This window comes from Fibrobacter sp. UWB5 (assembly GCF_002210295.1).
Classification (GTDB): domain Bacteria; phylum Fibrobacterota; class Fibrobacteria; order Fibrobacterales; family Fibrobacteraceae; genus Fibrobacter.
The window spans coordinates 921,664-941,315 of sequence record NZ_MWQH01000001.1 but is presented as its reverse complement, the minus strand read 5'-3'; the positions used below and the strand labels follow the sequence as shown (position 1 = coordinate 941,315).

15 protein-coding genes are annotated in these 19,652 nt (G+C 52.6%); 4 read left to right on the top strand and 11 right to left on the bottom strand.

All coding sequences use genetic code 11. The features are described 5' to 3' along the window. Positions 1-9: 9 nt before the first annotated feature. Together B7989_RS03870 and B7989_RS03865 are read right to left on the bottom strand one after the other, a co-directional pair. Positions 10-1,554, bottom strand: coding sequence for a family 16 glycosylhydrolase (locus tag B7989_RS03870; protein WP_158212860.1), 1,545 nt, complete (start codon positions 1,552-1,554; stop codon positions 10-12). A 220-nt stretch (positions 1,555-1,774) separates the two neighbouring features. After that, positions 1,775-3,148, bottom strand: a complete 1,374-nt coding sequence (locus B7989_RS03865; RefSeq protein WP_088627267.1) for a tetratricopeptide repeat protein — start codon at positions 3,146-3,148, stop codon at positions 1,775-1,777. Positions 3,149-3,216: 68 nt separating this feature from the next. Between B7989_RS03865 and B7989_RS03860 the strand changes: the two genes are divergently transcribed. Further along, positions 3,217-3,432 (top strand): hypothetical protein, encoded by a 216-nt coding sequence (locus tag B7989_RS03860; protein WP_144264959.1) that lies wholly within the window; start codon positions 3,217-3,219, stop codon positions 3,430-3,432. Between the two features lie 92 nt (positions 3,433-3,524). Here the strand turns inward: B7989_RS03860 and B7989_RS03855 are convergent, their stop codons facing one another. From B7989_RS03855 to B7989_RS03850, 3 genes are all read right to left on the bottom strand, one after another. Further along, a complete protein-coding gene (locus B7989_RS03855) occupies positions 3,525-6,305 on the bottom strand; it encodes a hypothetical protein (protein ID WP_233144237.1) in 2,781 nt (926 codons plus the stop codon). 107 nt (positions 6,306-6,412) lie between these two features. Then, a complete protein-coding gene (locus tag B7989_RS14225; protein ID WP_255369325.1) occupies positions 6,413-6,535 on the bottom strand; it encodes a hypothetical protein in 123 nt (40 codons plus the stop codon). A 168-nt stretch (positions 6,536-6,703) separates the two neighbouring features. Then, positions 6,704-7,651, bottom strand: a complete 948-nt coding sequence (locus B7989_RS03850) for a metalloregulator ArsR/SmtB family transcription factor (protein WP_233144236.1) — start codon at positions 7,649-7,651, stop codon at positions 6,704-6,706. Between the two features lie 100 nt (positions 7,652-7,751). Between B7989_RS03850 and B7989_RS03845 the strand changes: the two genes are divergently transcribed. Further along, on the top strand, positions 7,752-8,513 hold the full coding sequence (locus B7989_RS03845) for a phosphatase PAP2 family protein (protein ID WP_158212859.1): 762 nt from the start codon (positions 7,752-7,754) through the stop codon (positions 8,511-8,513). Positions 8,514-8,590: 77 nt separating this feature from the next. Further along, on the top strand, positions 8,591-9,295 hold the full coding sequence (locus B7989_RS03840) for an FISUMP domain-containing protein (RefSeq protein WP_088627264.1): 705 nt from the start codon (positions 8,591-8,593) through the stop codon (positions 9,293-9,295). A gap of 66 nt (positions 9,296-9,361) precedes the next feature. Here the strand turns inward: B7989_RS03840 and B7989_RS03835 are convergent, their stop codons facing one another. Both B7989_RS03835 and B7989_RS03830 read right to left on the bottom strand, forming a co-directional pair. After that, the gene (locus tag B7989_RS03835; protein ID WP_088627263.1) at positions 9,362-10,336 is read right to left on the bottom strand and encodes a hypothetical protein; all 975 of its coding nucleotides are present in this window, start codon (positions 10,334-10,336) and stop codon (positions 9,362-9,364) included. A gap of 20 nt (positions 10,337-10,356) precedes the next feature. Continuing rightward, on the bottom strand, positions 10,357-11,157 hold the full coding sequence (locus tag B7989_RS03830; protein WP_088627262.1) for an HAD-IIA family hydrolase: 801 nt from the start codon (positions 11,155-11,157) through the stop codon (positions 10,357-10,359). 37 nt (positions 11,158-11,194) lie between these two features. Between B7989_RS03830 and B7989_RS03825 the strand changes: the two genes are divergently transcribed. Continuing rightward, positions 11,195-11,923, top strand: coding sequence for a 16S rRNA (uracil(1498)-N(3))-methyltransferase (locus B7989_RS03825; protein WP_088627365.1), 729 nt, complete (start codon positions 11,195-11,197; stop codon positions 11,921-11,923). A 46-nt stretch (positions 11,924-11,969) separates the two neighbouring features. Here B7989_RS03825 and B7989_RS03820 read toward each other — a convergent pair whose 3' ends face one another. The 4 genes from B7989_RS03820 to ftsZ all read right to left on the bottom strand — a co-directional run bounded on the left by B7989_RS03820 (position 11,970) and on the right by ftsZ (position 19,645). After that, positions 11,970-14,753 carry an InlB B-repeat-containing protein gene (locus B7989_RS03820; RefSeq protein ID WP_088627261.1) on the bottom strand — a complete coding sequence of 928 codons (2,784 nt, stop codon included), beginning with the start codon at positions 14,751-14,753 and terminating at the stop codon, positions 11,970-11,972. A 96-nt stretch (positions 14,754-14,849) separates the two neighbouring features. Beyond that, positions 14,850-16,034, bottom strand: coding sequence for a formate-dependent phosphoribosylglycinamide formyltransferase (gene purT / locus B7989_RS03815; RefSeq protein WP_088627260.1), 1,185 nt, complete (start codon positions 16,032-16,034; stop codon positions 14,850-14,852). Between the two features lie 56 nt (positions 16,035-16,090). Then, positions 16,091-17,647, bottom strand: coding sequence for a hypothetical protein (locus B7989_RS03810; protein ID WP_088627259.1), 1,557 nt, complete (start codon positions 17,645-17,647; stop codon positions 16,091-16,093). A gap of 357 nt (positions 17,648-18,004) precedes the next feature. Beyond that, complete coding sequence (gene ftsZ / locus B7989_RS03805) at positions 18,005-19,645, bottom strand: cell division protein FtsZ (RefSeq protein WP_088627258.1); 1,641 nt, start codon at positions 19,643-19,645, stop codon at positions 18,005-18,007. Positions 19,646-19,652 lie beyond the last annotated feature (7 nt).

The following is a 19,652-nucleotide window of genomic DNA, read 5'->3' as shown; positions in this document are numbered from 1 at the left end:
GCAAAGCTCTTATTTTTTGAACCGCCGGATATCCGTGCGGTTTTTATTTCGCACCACCACGTGGTACACTCCCGGAGCAAGCGACTGCACATCGAGAATTGCGGAATGTTCCGCACGCTGGCGCAAGATTTCGCGGCCTTGCAAATCAAGGATTAGCACATTCGCGCCATTCTTGAAGGCACTTGCCAGTTCTACAAACAACTGGCCGTCGGCGTAATGCACCGAGGTTCCGTACACGTTTGCGAAATTGCCTAGATTCGGGAGCGCAGTCTTGCCGGTGTCAGTTACAGACGTATCTTTCTTCGTCGTATCCTTCGAGGGAACAACATCGTCCTTGCCGAGCAGGCGCCACATCTGGTTCCATTCCCAGTCATCGGCCCAGCTCTGCACCACGCGTTCGCCATCCGTGGTTGCACGCAGGTACATGTTACTGTGCTGCATCTTCATGCGCACCACGGAGCCTTCGTAGCCGGACTGTTTTTCCATCACGACCTTCTGGTGTCCGCCACCGTTCCACTTGTACAAGCCCATTGTAATGCCGGCATCAGTCGACTCGTTCGGAGTGTCAATGGACAAGTCGCCAAAGTTGATGCGGTAAGTAGTCGAAGAAAGCGGCGTGATTGTAGCGACGGCATTGTCGCCATTGCAGTCACCCAACGCAAGTTTGTCTTCGGAAGTCCGCACCATGCAAGTTCCAAAATTCATCGAGAAGATGCGTACCGTATCAGGCTTTGCGGGCTTGGCCTGCCACACACGCACCCAGTCTGCCTCAAAGTAGGCAGGCTTATCGGTCGTGATATCAATGTCATCTCCAGCCCAGCCACCAATGGCCAGGTTCACGATGATGTACTGTGCCGCAAGCTGCTTGATTTCGGTCGGGCGGTTGTAACTTGCGAACCGCTTGTCGTCAAAGTAGAAGCTGAGTGTGCCTTCGTCCCATTCCACGCCATAGTTGTGGAATCCTGCGGAACGGTCCACGTCGTCATCCTTGTGGCCGCCGAAAGAGGCTTCGTGGTCCCAAGCCGAGCCATGGCTGCTGTACCAGCTGGGGTCGGTGTAATGCAAGTAGTAATGGTGCTGTTTGCGCGAAGCAGGAATTTCCAAGATGTCGATTTCGGGAGGCCAGCCATCTTGCAGCGTCCAGAACGCAGGCCAGGTTCCCTTTTGCGACGGGGCCTTGAAACGGCCTTCAATGTAACCGTACTTGACTTCAAAATGGCCCTTGGTATCGATGGCACCCGATGTGTAGTCAACCGGGATTTCTTTACCGTTGAACTTGGCCGTTCTGCCGCTAGCATCGGGGTGCTTTTTCTTTTCGCCTTTAAGTTTGAGCGTACCATCGGAGACGATGACGTTCTCTTCGGCGCAGTAGGCGCGGTGGTTGTGCGTCGGTCCCCAGTTGTATGTGGGGTTCCACTTTTTCTTGTCGAGGCTTGTGCCGTCGAAGTTGTCTTCGAACACTTTTTCCCAACCGCTAAAATTCGCCGGCGGGTCGGCGAACGCGAACGACGCCGACAAAGCCACAATACTCGAGATTACAAAACGTTTTTTCATATCCAATCCTCGCCCAACACTTGTCTCTTAAATATACTTTCAAGAAGCCTTTTCACAAAGAAAAAAATCGGTAGCAAGTAAAAAACGCTTGCAATAAGGATTGCAAGCGTTCATTTTTGTGAATCCGTAAAAGGAGATCCCCACCCTGGTGGCCATGCGCACTAAAGAGCAAAGCTCTAAGTGCTGTCCGCCGGGTCTAACGCCCGGGAAGACAATCAAACTATCTAGTTCTGCGAGGGAGCTCGGAAGCGTGCTTTTCAAGCCACACGGCATCTTCGAGTGCACGTTCGGCTTCGGCAGCCCAGTCAGAATCCGGGAACTGCTGCACCACTTCGCGGTAACGCACCACGGCGCTATGGAAGTCGCGGAGTTCGCGGTATGCATTGCCCAACTGCAGCATGGTGAAGTAACGTTCTTCGGGCTGCAGTTCAGTTTCAAGCAAAGCCTTGTACATCTTGACAGCCGCTTCAATGCTACCGGCGCTATAGAGCAAGTTTGCATTAGCAATCGTCGGAGCACCAGACGGAGCGTCCGCAATGTCAGCCACCTTCGGTTCTGCAACCGGAGCTTCTTCCACAGCCTTTGCCGGAGCGGGTTCGGCAGCCTTCGTTTCAACCTTTGCAACCGTTTCGGTTGCCGGAGCAGCGGCTGGCTGGTTCTTCGAATCCTTTTCGGCCTTGATTTCAGCAATGCGGGCTTCGGCAGCGGCACGGTACTTGGCGCTGGGAGCAGCCTTCTTCATGTAGGCGGCCAAGAACTTGAGTTCCTGATCCTGTTTCTTGTTGTTCTTTGCAATCAAGGCGAGGAAGTAGTTGGCGTCGTTGCCTTCATCCTTGTATTCAAGGCCCTTCTTCAAGTTGAATTCAGCCTTGTCCATTTCGCCGAGCTGGTAACGGGTCAGACCCGCGTAGAAATACGCACCGGCGTGTCCAGGCTGCTTGCGCAAGACTTCACGCCACAAGGGAGCGGCTTCCTTATACTTGCCCTCGGCATAGAGAGCCTTGCCCTTTTCAAACGGATCGTTCGAGGCGGCATCAACCTTCGCCGGTTCTGCCTTGGCCACTTCTGCCGGTTTTTCGACAGACTTCGGAGCTTCGGCAACCTTTGCAGGTTCCGGCTTTGCCACTTCCACAGGCTTCGGTTCCGGCTTGGGTTCGGCGACCTTGGCGGGTTCAGCCTTGGCCGGTTCCGGAGCTGGTTCTGCAACCGCAGCCGCTTCAATCGGGGCTTCTACCACCGGATTGTTCTTCGGATCCTTGGCACGTTCGGCATCAGCCTTCGCCTTTTGACCGAGAACCTCATAAACCTTGGCGGCACCTTCGTAAGCGGCGCTCATCGTTGGTTCAAACTTATAAGCAAGGCGGTAGTTGGCAAGCGCCCCGCTGTAATCCTTCATTTTCATGCGAACTTGCGCGGCGGCAAAGTAGGCGGCGGCATCACGCGGATTTTCGGCCAGAACGGCGCGGTATTCGCCGAGAGCCATTTCAAAGTCGCCTTTCGCCTCAAAACGGGCGCCCTGTTCCATTCGCGGGTCAGCACTGAACGATAGACCCACCAAACATGCCAATGCAATCGCAGAAATTCGGATATTCATGCTTTCAATTTAGCAAATTTTACACCAAAAGCATTCCCTTTGCGCCAAAGAAATACTACATTCAGGGCATGAGCAAACTGATCGCACGCATCTTTGTCGGAGTCGCCGTGGCCGCCGTCCTGATGGCCATCAACGAATTCCTCGTACCCGAAAGCCTCTACATGAACGACGCCTTCAACCACTTCATGAGCGTCTGCTACTTTGCCTGCATCATTGTCCCGTGCGTCATCTACTTTATCAAGACGCCCCCCGGAACCAACAACAAAGGCGAACGCATCGGCTAAGGAAGAACGTCTCCAAAAATAGCGCAACAACGCAAAAAAGGACTGTTTCACAACAGTCCTTTTAAAATTTATTTCAACGTTCAATTCCTGATTTACTTCTTGCACCTACGCACGGCAGCCACTGCGCCGAGGGCAATCAACAGCACGACGGCAACCAAGCTCACCCAAACGGTCTTGTGGAACGGAGCGCTGCGGTATTCCATGCGGACTTCGGAATTGCCCGCCGGAATCTGCACGGCGCGCAAGGTTCCAAAGGCCTTGTAGACCTTAGCTTCCTTGCCGTTCACGTAAGCCTTCCAGTACGGATGATAGTTGCCCGCGACAACCATGAAGCCTTCGCGGTCAGCATTCACGCTGAACACCTGCGTATCCATCTTGGGGCTTGCGACAAGCTTTGCATAACCCTGAATCGGGCCCTTGGCAGCCACGCTGCCCTTGCCGTCGAATTCCGGGGTTTCAGACAAAATAACTTTTTCGCGGTAGAAGAACTTGCCCGGTTCATCGCCGAATTCAGGCGCAGCGGGAGCGGCGGGCTTTGCAGCCACAGCGCTTGCGGAATCAGCGGTAGCGCTATCGGCGGTCGCCACGGCGGAGTCTGCAACAGGTTCTGTCACCGGTTCGGCAACCTTCTGTTCACGAATGGCGGCCTGCGTCTGGAGAGTCTTGATGGCAGCGGAATCATCCATCACCACGGCTTCGCCGTAGAGGTAGGCCTCGCCCATCGCTGTCGGAATCGGCATGTAGGTCGTTCCCTGACGGCTATCGAAAACGATTGCACCCACGTTCATCAAGTCGAGGAACGGGTGCACTGCCGTCGGGTCATTGATATTCATCAAGTAGTTGGCATCATTCTGGCCGCCACGGAAAACGCGGTAGCTCGCAAGCTCGTTGTCGTGAATACCGTCGGCATTGCGCATGTGATACTGCGAGAAAATGTTTCCGCTCAAAGCCTTGTTTCGGGAAAGCGAAAGCACGCGCGGCGTATTCAGGGAATCCGCCTTGTACGGAGCCTTGATGGCGGCAACCACGGCGTTGTTCGGCTGCAGGTATTCGTTTGCAGGAACATTCTGGATGAATGCGCCATCGATAAAGAAGAGTTCGATGCCAGCAGCAAGCGCAAGCACGCCCGCCTTGTGAGCCACCGGAGCCTTCCACTTGGCCACAAAGAGCGTCACCGCGACAATCACCAGCACCAGCACAAAGCCAGGGACAGCCTTGCCGGCAGTCGCACTCATCACGATTTCGTTCAGCGGCTTAAAGTAAGGAGCCGTAATCGGGTCTTCCAAGAGCTTCTGACCGCTCATGAGCATCACGCCGAGGTAGGCAAAGCCAATAAAGATGCAAGCCTGCAGTGCACGCGGCGTTCCCGGGAGTCCCTTCTGGAAAGCCTCGGTCAAGTTGGCGATAGTAAGCTTTTTCTTCTGGTCATCGAGGCTCATCACACCAAGGCAGAGGGCGGCATAAACAATCATCACCACCAAGCCGACAGGGCCAATAAAGGTTGTCCAGGCAAAACGGGCAATCAAGGCAAGCACCAGGAGCACGCCATACATGGCAGAACCATGCAACAGGGCGCGACGGTTGTCTTCGGCTTCGGCGGCTTCTTCAGGAGTCTTGCCTTCGGCGCTCAAAGCCTTGAGAACCGGGCCAGCCATCATCACCAGCAACAGCGGCAACCAGAACAGGGCCATGCCCGGAGCACGGAAGTTCTTGACACCGGGGAGCACATTGTACCACAGCTTGAACAGCGGAGAATGGTCGCCCATGCCGTAGCTCAAAGCTACGACAGCACCCAAGCCCCAGAAAGCCGCATAGCGGCGCTTGCCCGGCAGGAACAGACAAAGGAATCCGAGGAAGGTAAGGAGCGCGCCCGCATTGTTGTGGTCGAGCTTGAACGCATTGTGGCCCCAGTAGAACGGAGAGCCGCCCTGCAGCTTGCGGTATTCATCCATGGAGAAGCTTACGAAAGAGGAGCCTTCGAGGTCGCCCGTCTTTTCGTTCTGTTCGTAAACGTCTACGCCCACAAAGCCCGGCAACAGAATCTGCGCCATTTCTTCTTGGTGCAAGGACCAGCTGACGGCGTGGCCATAATTGGTATGGCTGTCGTCGCCGCGCACCGACTGCGTAGTGGTGTACATGTAGGGCGGCACAATCTGGAAGCAAGAAAGCGCAAGTCCAAAACCGAGGCCCACTGCCGCAAGGCCAAGGCGCTTGCCGCGAGTCTTTAGGGCATCACAATGGAAGGCGACTTCGTAAAGTGTGTAAAGGCCGGCTCCCCACAGGAACAAGTAAGTGAGCTGCAGGTGCGAACCGAGAATCATCCACGCGACCGAGAGCGCAAGTACAATCATGTAAGGGACACTACCCGAACGCACAATCTTCCTGATAGCGAGCAGCGAAAGCGGGGCAATCGCAAAAACCATCATCTTGCCATCGTGGCCGCCGTAGAGGTAGGTGAAAAATTCCGGCGAAAAAGCGTAAAGCATGCCGAGGAGGCCCGCCCACCAGCGGTTCCCCGTCAGGTTCCAGGCGAGAGCCATGGCACTCATGAAGGCCACCCACAGCGTGAGGATAAACTTGAAGCCCACGGCGCGGGCCGGATCCATCAGGAACTGCACCCATACCAGCGGATGGTAAGCGTCGGCGAACAAGGCATCGATCGTGGGCACGCCACCCAGGCGGGAATCGTCCCATTCCGTGAGCACGGCACTTTCGGCACGCAGAATGCGGCTACCGATACCGTTCAGCTGGTCGCTGTTGAGCATGAGCTGGTTCGGGTCGAACGCAAAGTCGCGGAACACGATCAGCAAAATTCCAAGGAAAATGGCGGAAACCGCCACAAAAAATGCGGGCTTCTTGTTTAGGAAATTCATGCAGTTAATTTAGTTAAAGTAGACGGTAGGAAATAGACAGTTGTCTGTACAAACAACAAAAGCGGCTATATTGCATAGCCGATTCATTTACAAAAATAAACGTAAAATTAATCTTCCGACTTGTTTTCGAGTTTGTCGTCGGCAGAAGAATACTTGATCAGGCAATACACACCAAATGCCGAAATAATGCAAGCGGCGGCAATTGCGACATACTTGATAATCTTACCCATGATATTCTCCTATAAAAAGCTCTACCTATAAGATATACAATTTTTTCGCTCGGCGCAACAAGAAATGTGAAAAAAAATCAGTAGAGATCCTTCGCTTCTACCCAAAGGGCATAACTCAACTAGAGAACTAAAGTTCTAAGTTTCGTTTAACTCAGGATGACATGTCCGCTACTTCTTTTTCAGAATCATGCAAATGACGGGCAGCTTCTTGTCGACTTCGTTTTCGCTCGGGATGATTTCGCTGGAGACGACATCGCAGTTGAATTCCTTCACAAAGAATTCTAGCTGACTGCGGTCAAAGCCAAGCCAAATGTGACCGTGCGTGGTGCGGAAGGATTCTTCCTTGTGCTGAGCCAAGTCAAGCAGGGCAAGAGTTCCGCCGCGCTTGAGGATACGGACCGCCTCCTTGAGGGCAAGGCGCGGGTCCTTGGCGTGGTGAAGTACCTGACTCATGAGCACGAGGTCGGCAAAGTTGTCGGGCAGACCCGTGCTGACCATGTCGGCCACCTTGGGCGTCACGTTTTGGATGTTCTTCTGCTTTAAAATCTTCTGGAGCCCGCTGATGATTTTCGGGTCGTAGTCGAGGGCAGTTACGCGCTTGCAGCTGTTGCAGAGTATGAGCGTGAGATCGCCGCCTTCGCCACAGCCCACATCGACCGCGTTTTCGAACGGGTACATGAGGCGACCGAACAGGCTGATTTGCGCCTTGAGGCTACCGCCCGCCTGGTCGAGCTTGTGGATCTGGCCCTTGGTCTTGTCGGTGCGGTCTTCGAGCACCTGGGCGGCACGGCATTTGAGAATATCCTTGTCCGGGAGTTCTTCGTAGGCATCGCGGATCATCGAAAGCATGCGGGTGCTCAGGTACAGTTCTTCGCTCAGGCGGTAATAGGCCTTGATGCCGTCGCGGCGGTCCTTGAGCAAGTTGCAAGCAGAAAGCTTTGCCAGGTGGCGGCTCGCGTTACTCTGGTGGATATCCAGGATATCCTTGATTTCGTTGACGGTGAATTCCGCCTGGTCCAGAAGCAACAGGATTTTGAGGCGCATTTCGTCGGAAATGGCTCCGAAAAGGTCCATGCTGGGTACAATCGGTTCGCGAGTATTTAAAGAATCTGCCACAAAAGCTCCATTCGTTTACGATAAAGCAATATAATTTTTTTAGCTTAGGGGCTGTATGCGAATTTTCAAAAGGTCATTGATTGTAGGTATTTTGTTCCTGATGGTTTTTGCGCAAGCTTCTGAAGTGGAACGCCCTACATACGAGCTGAACCTTGAAAACGATATCCCGGTCACATTGGCCGCGGGCGGCATGTTCGGAATCGGCATGTTCCCTTATTCCCGCATGGAGACCCCCGAAACGATGAAAGACAAAGACGACCTTTTGCCCTGGGACAAGCCCCTGGCCGGCCGCTACAGCGAATCTGCCGACAAGGCGAGCGACATCGGGTCCGTTTTAGCCATTGCCCCGCTGGTGGTCGGCGGCATCGCCTGGCACGACGGAAGCTCCACCGGGGGTGAATTCGCCACCTTCACCTTGATGTTTTTCCAGGCCATTGGCATCGGAAACGGAATCAACGTGGCCATGCGCTCGCTCGAAATCTGGCCCCGCCCCTACATGTATGCAGAATCGGGCGAAGGGCGTGAAAAGGCCGAAAGCGCCAAATCGGAGGCCTACGGGTCGTTCTTTTCGGGGCACACCACCGCCGCTTTTACAGTCGCCACCTTTACCGACCAATGGTTCAGGACGGCCTACCCGAACTCCCCCTACAAAGGAATCATGAGGGCATCGGCCTACTCGCTTGCCACCATCGAAAGCGTACTCCGCATCGCCGCGGGTAAACATTACTTTACAGACGTGCTGGTCGGAGCGCTTGTTGGAACCGGTGTCAGCATCGGAATCCTGGAGATGCACAAAAAACGGGACGAAAAGTACTCATTTTGGGTAGGGCCGAATGTTGCCGGCGTCACACTCCGATTTTGAAATAAATTTGTAAGAATCTTTTCCAAAAACTCCTGTATATATTCAAAAGTGTAGGCGCAACAAAATGCCTCAGGAGTATGGAAATGTTTGGTATCAAGTTCAATCGTCTGGTCGCTGCAACTGCAGTTCTCGCCCTTTGCTGTGGCGCTAGCTTTGCTGCCGGTCCCAAGAAGATGGGCATGCACAAGATGACGAAGGTGTCTGTCAAGAAGACGAACCTGGTCCACAAGGGCAAAGCCGCCAAGATTGAACAGCCCGAGCAGAATTTGAGCGAAGAAGAACTTTTTGCGCTCGCCCTTGAAAGCAAGAACATTTCCAAGGACGGCAACACGCTCACCGACACCCGCGACGGCAAGACCTACAAAGTTGAAATTCGTGGCGACAAGGCATGGATGAAGAACAATCTCTCCTATAGCCTTTCTACCCCCAAGCAGTGCTTGCTCGAAGACGAAGGCAACTGCAAGAAATTCGGACGTTTCTACAGCCATAAGGAAGCCTCCAAGGCATGCCCCAACGGCTGGCACCTCCCCAACGACGGCGAATGGCGCGACTACCAGAAAGATCAGTCCAAGCTGGACTGGAACAACCTGGGCAAGGGCGGCTGCAAGGACTGGGACGGTTACTGCGAAGGCGATAACACCGGTCACTACTGGTCTGCTTCCAAGGTGAAAAAGAACACCGCCCGCTCCTGGGAATTCCGCAGCATGGCCCACAGCATCAACCGCACCGACGAAAGCCTCTCTAAAGGCCTCTACGTTCGCTGCGTGGCCGACCTCCGCTAAGATTTTACCCGTATATTAGTAAGGCTCCCGCAAGGGAGCCTTTCTGTTTTTAGAAGCTTTCTGTTTTTATTTCATGCCGTTGACCATCAATTTCACGATGCCGCGTGCGAATTCGCCCGGCTGGATTGACTTGGTGGTCGGAATTCCCTTTTCTTTCTTGAGGTCAAGAATCAGGTAGTCAAGGCAGTATTCTTCGTCATTGCCGCTGTAAGTGACGTCAAAGAAGAAATCGTTGAAATCAAACGTTTCCTTGCTCTTGCTGTCCTTGTAGTCGGCATAGGCGGCTTCGCAATCCTTTTGTTCGAAGGCGTAACGCAGGTGGAAGTCCACATTGCAAGAACGCTTGTCGTAAGAAATGATGATTCTGCCCTGGGATTCCTTGAAGTCCTGGACGCGAATCTTTACGAGACCGTCGTACAAGGAAAGTTCATCGCAGTCGATGGCGCGAATGTCGGCCAGCATCTGCTTGTCGTCCACCGGGCCTTCCTTGGTCTGGAAACGGGCGTAGAATTCCTTGAGCTTGGCATCGATATTTTCGATCGCGTTGACTTCTTTGTTGAATACGGAATAGTAATCCTTCATGAAGCAGTTGCCGTCGTAACGAATCACGCGGTTCATCACGTTTTTCTTGTTCAGGCGGTAACCGCCCTGGATCTTCTTGGAGGTGTTTTCTTCATCACCCCAGAAAGCCCTCGGGAAAGAACCATCGCTGAGGTTATACTTACCCACGACATCTTTACCCTTCATGATGGTAATAATGCCCTTGTTTTCGTAGGCTTTGTATGTAAGGGTATCCCACATGTCGGCTTCGGCAGGTCCGACCAAGTTACCGAGCGTGCCTTCTTTACAGACCGGTTCAATACGCTTGAAGGTAGAATCCTTCTTGTTGTAGTCATACTTTGCCTTGTCGAGAACCATCTCGAAGGACTTTTCCATGCTGAAAATTCCGGAAGAGGAATCGTCACCGCAAGCCACCAAAGCCGCAGACGACACCAAGGCGAAAGCGCCCAGGATTCCAAAATTTGCAAAGTGCTTAATCATATTTTCTCCATTTTTTAAAATCAGATTTCACCCTTGAAGAATGAATCAAAATCGATATCGCTCACCATGTCGACAACAAACTCGGGCTTGACGGTCAGCTTGTCCAGATCTTGCTGCTTGGTTTCGCCACAGAGCGGGAGCACGAAGCGGCAGCCACTGCGCTTGGCGAGTTCAAAGTCCGTATACAGGCGGTCGCCCACGAACAGAATCTCTTCGGGCTGGTACTTTTTGAGAAGGCCCGAAAGCATGGCAGGATTCGGCTTACCGAAGCTGCGTTCAGGTTCTACGCCGTAAGCAGTCTTGAGGAGCGCCATGAAACTTCCGATATCGGGCACGGGGCCGTTTGCATCGGGGCAGACGAAGTCGGTATGCGTGACCCAGAACGGGATCTTGCGCTGCACGCGGAACGACAGTTCGCAAAGTTCGCGGTAGTCGAAGCTGTTATGGTAAGCGATCAGCACCAGCTCGGTGTCCTTGACATCGGGACGCAGGTTCAGCGTCGTGTCTTGCGCGGCAAACCATTCCGTGACTTCGGGGTTTGCAAAGAAAAACACGTTCTTGATGCCTTCTTCGTGAATGGCGTCGAGCGAAAGGTACAAAGCCGAAATAATGGCATCGTCGGCCAGCGGGAGCCCCATGACCTTGAGGCGGTTTTCGTAGAAGACCGGCGACTTGCTGGTATTGTTGCTCAAATAGTAGACAGGCACTTGCTTGGCGACGCGGCAAACCGTCTTGACCGCCTTCGGGTAGGGGCGGCCACTCAGGTACAAGGTTCCGTCGAGGTCAAATACGACAGCTTTTATAGGGGTGCGCTTCGGCATGTTCCTCAAAATAGCAAAAGATTCTATCTTTGGTTACATGAAGACACCCGATAGTCGCTTTTATTGCCCGCTGATTTCGGTCGGCACCATTACCCTTGACGAGAACGAGAGTACGCACGCAGTGCGCGTGTGCAGGGCGTGCGCAGGCGATGTTTTGCAGCTGTCCGATGGCGTGGGGCACTTCGCTGACGCAGTCATCGATGTGGCCGACGCAAAGGCCTGTGTAGTTCGGGTGGACAAAGTGATCGAGGCGGAACGCCCGCGGCCCAAGGTGTCGCTCGGAATCGCCTGCCTCAAGGACGACGCCTTGGAAGAAGTCGTATTCCATGCGGCGCAAACTGAAATCGACAAAATCATCTTCTTGCGCACGGACTTTTCGCAGGAGCCCAAGAATTCCGATTTGAAGAAGACGGTGCGCCGCGCCGAGCTCAAGAGCCTCGTGAGCCTGAAGCAATCCAAGAAAGCTTGGATGACCGCAATCGAAGGCCCCGTTGAATTCGACAAGTGGCTTGAAAACTACAAGGGCGACTTGATTCTCTGCGACATCGATGGAGAACGCCAACTGAACTTGAGTGGCGACGGCTCGGGCGCAAATGAGAATGATGCGCCCATCACCCTGCTCGTCGGCCCCGAAGGCGGATTCTCGCCGCGCGAAATAGAAGCCATAAAGACCTTCCAGAACGGGAAGGTCCACTTGCTGAATTTGGGCAATACGCGCTTGCGTGCACGCACTGCCGCGATTATTGCGCTCGGAAAAATACTGTAATAGATTGCTTCGGGGCTTAGCCCCTCGCAATGACGTTGGTTTTCACTTACCGGATTGTAACCGCTTTCGTTTGACCCGCGACCCGGATCAAGTAGCGACCAGAGCGTACGACATTCAGACTAACGTTTGAACCACTTGCGAAACCACGCTGCAAGAGCCTTCCCTGCATATCCAGGAGGGCGTAGGCCTCGCCCGCTTGCATTCCCGAGATTTCAACCATGCGGCCAACGCTGCGAACGTTCACAAGGGACACCGCGCGAGAAACGACCGGCGAAGTCTTGCCGGATTCGCTGGAAGAACTGGATTCCACCACCGAGGAACTACTCGAACCGGGTTCAGACGGAGTCACGATAAATTGTTCTGCATAGGCTTCCACAACATCCTTTTTGAAATTCGGATACGGATCGCCTGCAGCTTGGGTCCATCCTTCGCCGTTAACGTCACCTTTAGCGTAATCATGCAATTTTTTAGCAAGAGACAAGTCTGCAAACGCATCTGCCGTTGCTGCCGAGCCGCCATTCTTTGAAGGCACAGATTCAAAGAAGAACACATTATCTGCCGTCAACTTATAATTTTTGTTAGTCTCTGCAACAAGCGCGTCCGAATAGGAATCCGGCAAAAGAGTTCCTTTATTGAACACATTCGTCAAAACGATGGGATTAGACGATTGGGATACAATTCCACCCACAGATTGAGTCTTTGCAGTCACATCTCCAGCGTTATAGGCGTTCTGAATGGTTGTCGATGTATATTGGTTCGCGATTAATCCACCAGCAACTGCGCCCCTTGACGCATTGACTAGTCCGTCATTATAAACATACGCCATGAACGTACGAGAATCATCACCACCCGTCACTTCGCCCACCAAGCCGCCAACAGTCGAACCTCCTTGAACAAGACCCGAATGATACGCGTTCACAATGAATGCCTTGGCATCTTCAATACTGCCAACAAGGCCTCCCACATAACTACCCCCACCAACGTGACCCTTATGATAAGCATTTACAAGATACAAAAGCGATTGCTTTTCAGAGTCTGCATTGAAGGCTCCAATCAGCCCACCAATATCAGTGTTCCAAGAATTAATGACGCATTCGCTATAGACATTGGACACATACAAATTAGTCCCACTAGCAGATTGTCCTACAAGACTTCCTGACTTTCTTCTTCCTTCAAAATAGGAATCCTTTATTCCCAAATTCTTAATAACCACCTCATCCGAGACTTCGTTTTCTTCACCAACGGAAGCGAAAAGTCCCGCATTTGGATTACCATCATTCCCCACAAAAATCAAACCCGAAATAGAGTGCCCTTGGCCATCGAATGTTCCCTTAAACTTTTGAATGGGAGTCCAAGCACAGAACTTCGAGGAATCTGCAGTATTGAGCGAATCACCGACAACCACCTTCTTGTTATCTACAAGGTCTGCCGTTAATTTGACACATGTATTTTTAGAATATTGCTGTCGATTATACAGATTGGCAAAATAATACAGTTCGTCAATCAACGCGATTTCATAACAATTGTTGACGAATTTGGGAATATGCCACCACTTAGCGTAAAACGTTTTATCACCAGTAGCGTCTTTTGGAATCGTCGTCGTTGACTTACCGTAAAATTTTTCATTATCATACCACCCCGCAAATTCATAATCTTTACGTTCGGGTAAGGGAAGCGAACTTTCAATTCCTTCAATATACTGTTTACTATACGTCACCGTATCAGCGTCATAGGTAATCAAGTGCAAAGCGGACAACTTGAGAGATTGGCCACCATCGATTTTCCCCGAAAGAGTCGGATATTCATCTGTGCCAACATTTTGTCCCCACACGCTTCCATCCACATTTCCACTTTTAAAAAGATGCAGGACACGAGCAATGGTTCCGTCTTCAACCTGTTCGTCGTAAAATTCATGAACGCCTTCGGGGGGTGTTTCACTAAAAAACACCATATGCATACGGAAAACATTACTGTACTTAACGTAAGAATTTTCCGTTTTACCTACAAGGTTATAAACGCCATTCCATTGATCGCTAGGTGTATATCTAGAGAGCGCATAGCTGTTTTCGACATATACATTTGCATTTGTTGCAGTACCAACGAGAGCCGCTTCCGCTGCATCAGAGAAGTTGTTTTGGCAGTACGAATTAAAAATCCTTACCGTACCAGTAGTTCCCGCAACCAAGCCCGCATTGGTTCCTGCACCATAGAAATGCCCCTCAACATGAGACTCTTTAATAGTCAGCCATCCACCTTGGTGCAAACCGACCAAGCCGCCTCTGTACCCTCTGACATCCTCTTCTAATCTAAGTACTCCAATGGAGATTTCTACATCACAATTTTCAATAACAACTTCATTGCTCAGCGAATCTATTTTGCCAATTAAACCGCCACCATTATCTATATCAAAAAAGTTCACCCCTTTTAAAGTCAAATTCTTGATACGCACTGGCGACAGAGAATTTCTACTGGAAACAACACCAAAGAGGCCCGCATTTGGCAAAGCAGGTACTTCGTTCGTTGTTGAATTACCAAGGGCAAGTCCCTCAATAGTATGACCTTGGCCATCAAAAGACCCGCTAAAAAATGAAATGGGTTCCCATTTGACGGTACCGTCTTCTTGGCCAGGTTTATTCACTATAATGTTGGCAGTGAGCTTACCACATTCGTCATGCGTCGCAGAGGTATTCACAATATCGGCAAAGCCGAAAAGTTCTTCTGCTGTTGAGATTGCGTAGCAGCCGTCGGCATCTTTCGACGGCGTTTCTGGCGTAATAGCCGCTCCTGCAAATGCAGCTGCGGCAAGAGCTAAAACCCAAAATCTTTTCATGTTCTCCTCCTTAAAAATTCACCCCACTCTTGGCCAAGAATTTTCTTCTCAGGCAGGAACAGGAAATCGCGCATCAAGTAAATGCGCGCTGACAAACTACAGAGTCACTTTGACTTTTTCGCGCATGGCCATGACCTGAGCCTTGGCTTCTTCGACGCTATTGCGGCGAGCAAGCAGCACGCCCAAGCGGCGGTGGCCCTTGAGTTCGGGCTTGCCAAACAAGCGGAGCGCGGTGTCAGGTTCTGCAAGCACTTCTTCGAGGCCGCCGAACTTCACGTGGTCGGAATTGCCATCCACGACGATTGCCTTCGAGGCGCTCGGACCGTGGAAAGCGATGTTCGGAATAGGCAGGCCGAGAATGGCGCGAGCATGCAGCGCAAATTCGGAAAGGTCCTGGCTGATGAGAGTCACCATGCCGGTATCGTGCGGGCGCGGAGAGACTTCGCTGAACAGGACTTCGTCCTTGCACACAAAGAGTTCTACGCCAAAGATGCCACGACCGCCGAGAGCGTCGGTGACCTTCTTTGCAATCACCTTGGCCTGTTCCAGCAGTTCCGGCTTCATCGGCTGCGGCTGCCAAGATTCCTGGTAGTCGCCGCCCACTTGATGGTGACCAATCGGTTCCAGGAAGCTCGTGCCCGCCACATGGCGAACCGTGAGCAATGTAATTTCGTAATCGAACGGCACAAAGCCTTCCACAATCACGCGGCTCGCGTGGCCCGTGCGGCCTTCGTGCTGAGAAATGTCCCAAGACTTCTGGATGTCTGCTTCGGTCTTGATGACGCTCTGGCCGTGGCCCGAGGAACTCATGACCGGCTTGATCACGCACGGAATGCCGATTTCCTTTACGGCAGCCTTGAAGTCTTCAAAATTGTCGGCGAAACGGTACGGGCTCGTCTTGATGCCGAGTTCTTCGGCGGCCAGACGGCGAATACCTTCGCGGTTCATGGTAAGCTTGGTCGCCTTGGCCGTCGGAATGACGTTGTAGCCTTCCTTTTCCAGTTCCACAAGCGTGTCGGTCGCAATGGCTTCGACTTCGGGAACAATGTAGTCCGGCTTTTCAAGTTCAATCACGCGGCGGAGCTCGGCACCGTCAAGCATGTTAATCACGTGACTGCGATGGGCCACCTGCATGCCAGGAGCATTGGCATAACGGTCTACGGCAATGACTTCGACGCCGAGACGCATCATTTCGATGATAACTTCTTTACCCAGTTCGCCGGCCCCGCAAAAGAGGACCTTGGTTGCACTAGAACTTAGAGGTGTACCGATTTCTGCCATAAAATACTCCTTGGTTTACAGGAATAATATAGGTATTAGACGCGGGCCCGATTTAACTAGAACTTCGTATCGACCGGATTAAAGGTCATCTTGATGCCAGAACGGATCCAGCCATCCTTGCCATCTTCGTGCTTGTCGTGCGCCAAATTCTCATAGCTGCGGAATCCACCGCCGAGGTAGAAACCAAGCCAGCTGTTATACTGCATGGAATAGAGGGCATCGACCAGCGCCTGCGATTCCTTTACGCCAGACGGGGCCTTTCCTTCTTGAATGGCAACATCGTAATCCGTGTAGAGTTCCTTGTCGCCCTGTTGCAGCCAGGCAAGCGTGATTTTCAGGTTGTGCCTACCCCATTTCCAGCCGAGGTCGAGCCACATGTCCAAAGCGTCGGAACCGCGACGGTAACCGATCGGGTAATCCACAAAGTACATGTCGGCGTAATCGGGATCATCCTGTTCGCGGTAATTGCTGCGGTAAAGGCGACGGCTCGAATATTCCAGCAACGGGAGGCGACCGTTGTTATGCAACGGGTCGGTGCGAACCACGTCGAAGCGCCAGGAGAATGTTCCGTAACGGCGCGTCGGAATTTCCTGGTAATAGCCTGCCATAAAACTCATCATGCTACGGTTCGTGCCTTTGTCGTCGTCTTCGCCCACGGGGCTATTGATGTCTTCCATGTTAATCTGGCCGTAGAACTTGGAATAACGGGCAGGGGTAAAGCCGAGTTCGAAAGTCGTGACCGCCTTGGTGTAGCCGCCCGCAAAATTGTTATGCAGGAACATGAACGGATTCATGGAACGGAATTCCAAATCCTTGCCACCCACCATGCTTTCTTCAATCACGTAAGTCCAGAAATGCTTGGTTTCAACGCCGATGCGGTGATACACCAGGTTTTTCACATTCTCGTCGTAAATGCGGTCGCGCTGGTTGCTCGCCTGCTTACCGCGCTCCGGGCATTTTTGTTCTGCCGCTTCGGAGCCCTTCGGGTAAACACAGCCCGTTTCGTCTGCAGCACCCGGGATATCGTCAAAAAGCCAGGCGTTTAACGAGCTCACCAAGAAGTCATAACGGAATATGCCGGCCTTGAACCTCCAAAGCAAACCATCGTGGTAAGGGGCTCCGCCCAAGGCGAGGTCGTTCGGAGAGACTTTCAAATCAGGGTCAAAACGGCCCAACTGCACATAGCCCACCGGGTTGTTCCACAAGGCGTAGGCATTAATAGGCACGCCAATGTCGAGTTCGCTCGGCTTGTAGGTAAAGTTTGTCTTGAGGTCGCTATCGTACCAGGCTTCGATATCCTTGCGGAGCGGCGCTTCCATCAAGAAATGGAAATCCTTGTAGCCCGCACGGAAACTAAGCGTAAAGAAAGGTTCAATATGTTCTTCGTAGCTGCGACCGTTTTCGAGAGGCACACGAAGCCCACGCCAATTGTTGCCATAATACTCGGCCGTATCGACAGCGAACGTCGGGTCAGTCGGACCACCGTTAAACCCGAAATTAAAATCCGTACCAATCTGGAAATAGCCCTTGTACGCCGCAGAATCCGAAGATTCTGCAAAAGCCAAAGCCGTTCCAAGAGCACATAAACCAAAAAATAAGGACTTCAATTTCATAGAAAGAAATTTAAGTAAAAAAGGAGAAGCCCGCCTCCGCGGGCATGACAAATTAAGGTTTTCCAGCATAACGCGAGCGGATTGGGCGCGAGCGGATATAACGTGAGCCGGAACGACCAAACGCAAGTTGGTCGTGAAGGCGAGAGCGAGGCGATATCACATTTTCATGAATGCTATAGAGCCGAGCGGACATAATAAGGATCACCCAGGCAGGGAGACCCAGGTGACCCTTTTGTGTTGTGGTGAGTGCGCACTCGCGCACTCGTTGTGTGTGTGTTTAATTCTTGGGGAATTCAGCAAAACCCACCGGGGCTTTCGCCGCGGAACAGACCTTGCTGATTCTTTCAGCAAGACTCATTAGAAGTTGTTCGTGTTCATTCTGTTGCGCAGGTAGGCAGGCAAGCTGAAGTCGATCGTTGCCGGAGTGGCAGGAGCCGGTTCTTCAACAACTTCCTGACGCGTAGCAGCCGGGCGTTCCATGGTCACGGTAGCGCCATTGGCAGCATTGCGAGCGTAAGCAGGCATGTCGTACTGAGTTTCGTAAGACGGAGCTTCGTAAGCCGGAACACCACCGTTCATGCGGTCTTCTTCGGCAACAGCAGACATTTCAGAAGTTTCGGAGCCCTGGGACACCACTTCTTCTTCGGCCGGAGCAGCAGCGTTGAATTCCGGAGAGCTGAACATGGCAGCATTCACAGAACGCATCACGGACGTTTCGGTCAGAGACGGAATGGAAGAGGTCATAGCTTCAGGAGCCGGCTGAGAAGCGGGCGTGTACTGCGGACGGGTAAACATTTCCGTGGATTCGGGCTTAACGGTCTGGAAATCGAACACGTTGAAACCGGTCGGACGCGGAGTAGCCTGCTGGATGCCAGCCGGAGCGGCAGGAGCCTGCTGAACCGGAGCGGACTGCTGAATGGTCTGCTGCGGAACAGTGAAGTTACCGAAGCCAAAACCAGCGGAGCTGACCTTGGGCTGGTTCACAGCAGTGCCACCGCAACCCGTTGCGATAATGGTAATGCAAACCTTGTCGCCGAGAGCCGGGTCAGTGATATCGCCGATGATGATGTTCGGGTTACCTTCTTCGCCGACCTTTTCGTAAATGTGATCCATAGCTTCGCTATGTTCGAGCAAGGAGTAGTTTTCGCCGTGAGCAACGTTCACGAGCACGCCAGAAGCGCCTTCGATATTGATGTCTTCGAGAAGCGGAGAGGCAAGAGCCATGTCGGCAGCCATGATACCGCGGTTTTCGCCCTGAGCGTAACCCGTACCCATGAGAGCAGAACCACCCTTGAGCATGACCTTACGGATATCGGCAAAGTCAACGTGCACGAGGCCGTGACGGAACATGATGCCGCAAATGCTCTGGACTGCGTTACCGAGGATTTCGTCAGCCATCTTGAAGGCCTCATCCATGGTAGCCTTCTGGTTGGAGGCCTGGAGGAGCGTGAGGAGCTTCTTGTTTTCGACAACGATGATGGTGTCAACAGCAGCGCGGAGAGCGTTAATGCCTTCCTGTGCGATAGAAGAACGGGCATTACCTTCGAAGCGGAACGGCTTGGTCACCACGGCGACCGTGAGAATACCGAGTTCGCGGGCAATGTTTGCCACCACCGGAGCAGCACCCGTACCCGTACCACCGCCCATACCGGCGGTCACGAACACCATGTCAGCGCCCTTCATGGCTTCCCTGATGTCGTCCAGGTTTTCTTCGGCTGCCTTACGGCCAATTTCGGGGTCCATACCGGCACCCAAGTTTCTGGTGGTCTTTTCGCCAATCAGAATCTTGTGGTCAGCAAGGCTCAAGTCCAAAGCCATTGCGTCGGTATTGATGGAATAGTATTCCACACCTTCAATGTTCATACGCTTCATGCGGTTCACGGTGTTGCCGCCTGCGCCGCCGACGCCGAACACCTTGACCTTGGCGTTGTTGAAGGATGGTTCCTCGCCCATAACGCGAGACTTTACCTCGAAGTTGAAGTTATCGATTTCACTCATGTTTTTA

Bases quoted from the DNA above. Each gene is read 5' to 3' on its own strand.
- purT (WP_088627260.1), bottom strand. From the start codon at position 16,034: ATGGCAGAAATCGGTACACCTCTAAGTTCTAGTGCAACCAAGGTCCTC.
- B7989_RS03820 (WP_088627261.1), bottom strand. From the start codon at position 14,753: ATGAAAAGATTTTGGGTTTTAGCTCTTGCCGCAGCTGCATTTGCAGGA.
- B7989_RS03835 (WP_088627263.1), bottom strand. From the start codon at position 10,336: ATGATTAAGCACTTTGCAAATTTTGGAATCCTGGGCGCTTTCGCCTTG.
- B7989_RS03840 (WP_088627264.1), top strand. From the start codon at position 8,591: ATGGAAATGTTTGGTATCAAGTTCAATCGTCTGGTCGCTGCAACTGCA.
- B7989_RS03825 (WP_088627365.1), top strand. From the start codon at position 11,195: ATGAAGACACCCGATAGTCGCTTTTATTGCCCGCTGATTTCGGTCGGC.
- B7989_RS03860 (WP_144264959.1), top strand. From the start codon at position 3,217: ATGAGCAAACTGATCGCACGCATCTTTGTCGGAGTCGCCGTGGCCGCC.
- B7989_RS03845 (WP_158212859.1), top strand. From the start codon at position 7,752: ATGGTTTTTGCGCAAGCTTCTGAAGTGGAACGCCCTACATACGAGCTG.
- ftsZ (WP_088627258.1), bottom strand. From the start codon at position 19,645: ATGAGTGAAATCGATAACTTCAACTTCGAGGTAAAGTCTCGCGTTATG.
- B7989_RS14225 (WP_255369325.1), bottom strand. From the start codon at position 6,535: ATGGGTAAGATTATCAAGTATGTCGCAATTGCCGCCGCTTGCATTATT.
- B7989_RS03830 (WP_088627262.1), bottom strand. From the start codon at position 11,157: ATGCCGAAGCGCACCCCTATAAAAGCTGTCGTATTTGACCTCGACGGA.
- B7989_RS03865 (WP_088627267.1), bottom strand. From the start codon at position 3,148: ATGAATATCCGAATTTCTGCGATTGCATTGGCATGTTTGGTGGGTCTA.
- B7989_RS03870 (WP_158212860.1), bottom strand. From the start codon at position 1,554: ATGAAAAAACGTTTTGTAATCTCGAGTATTGTGGCTTTGTCGGCGTCG.
- B7989_RS03810 (WP_088627259.1), bottom strand. From the start codon at position 17,647: ATGAAATTGAAGTCCTTATTTTTTGGTTTATGTGCTCTTGGAACGGCT.
- B7989_RS03855 (WP_233144237.1), bottom strand. From the start codon at position 6,305: ATGAATTTCCTAAACAAGAAGCCCGCATTTTTTGTGGCGGTTTCCGCC.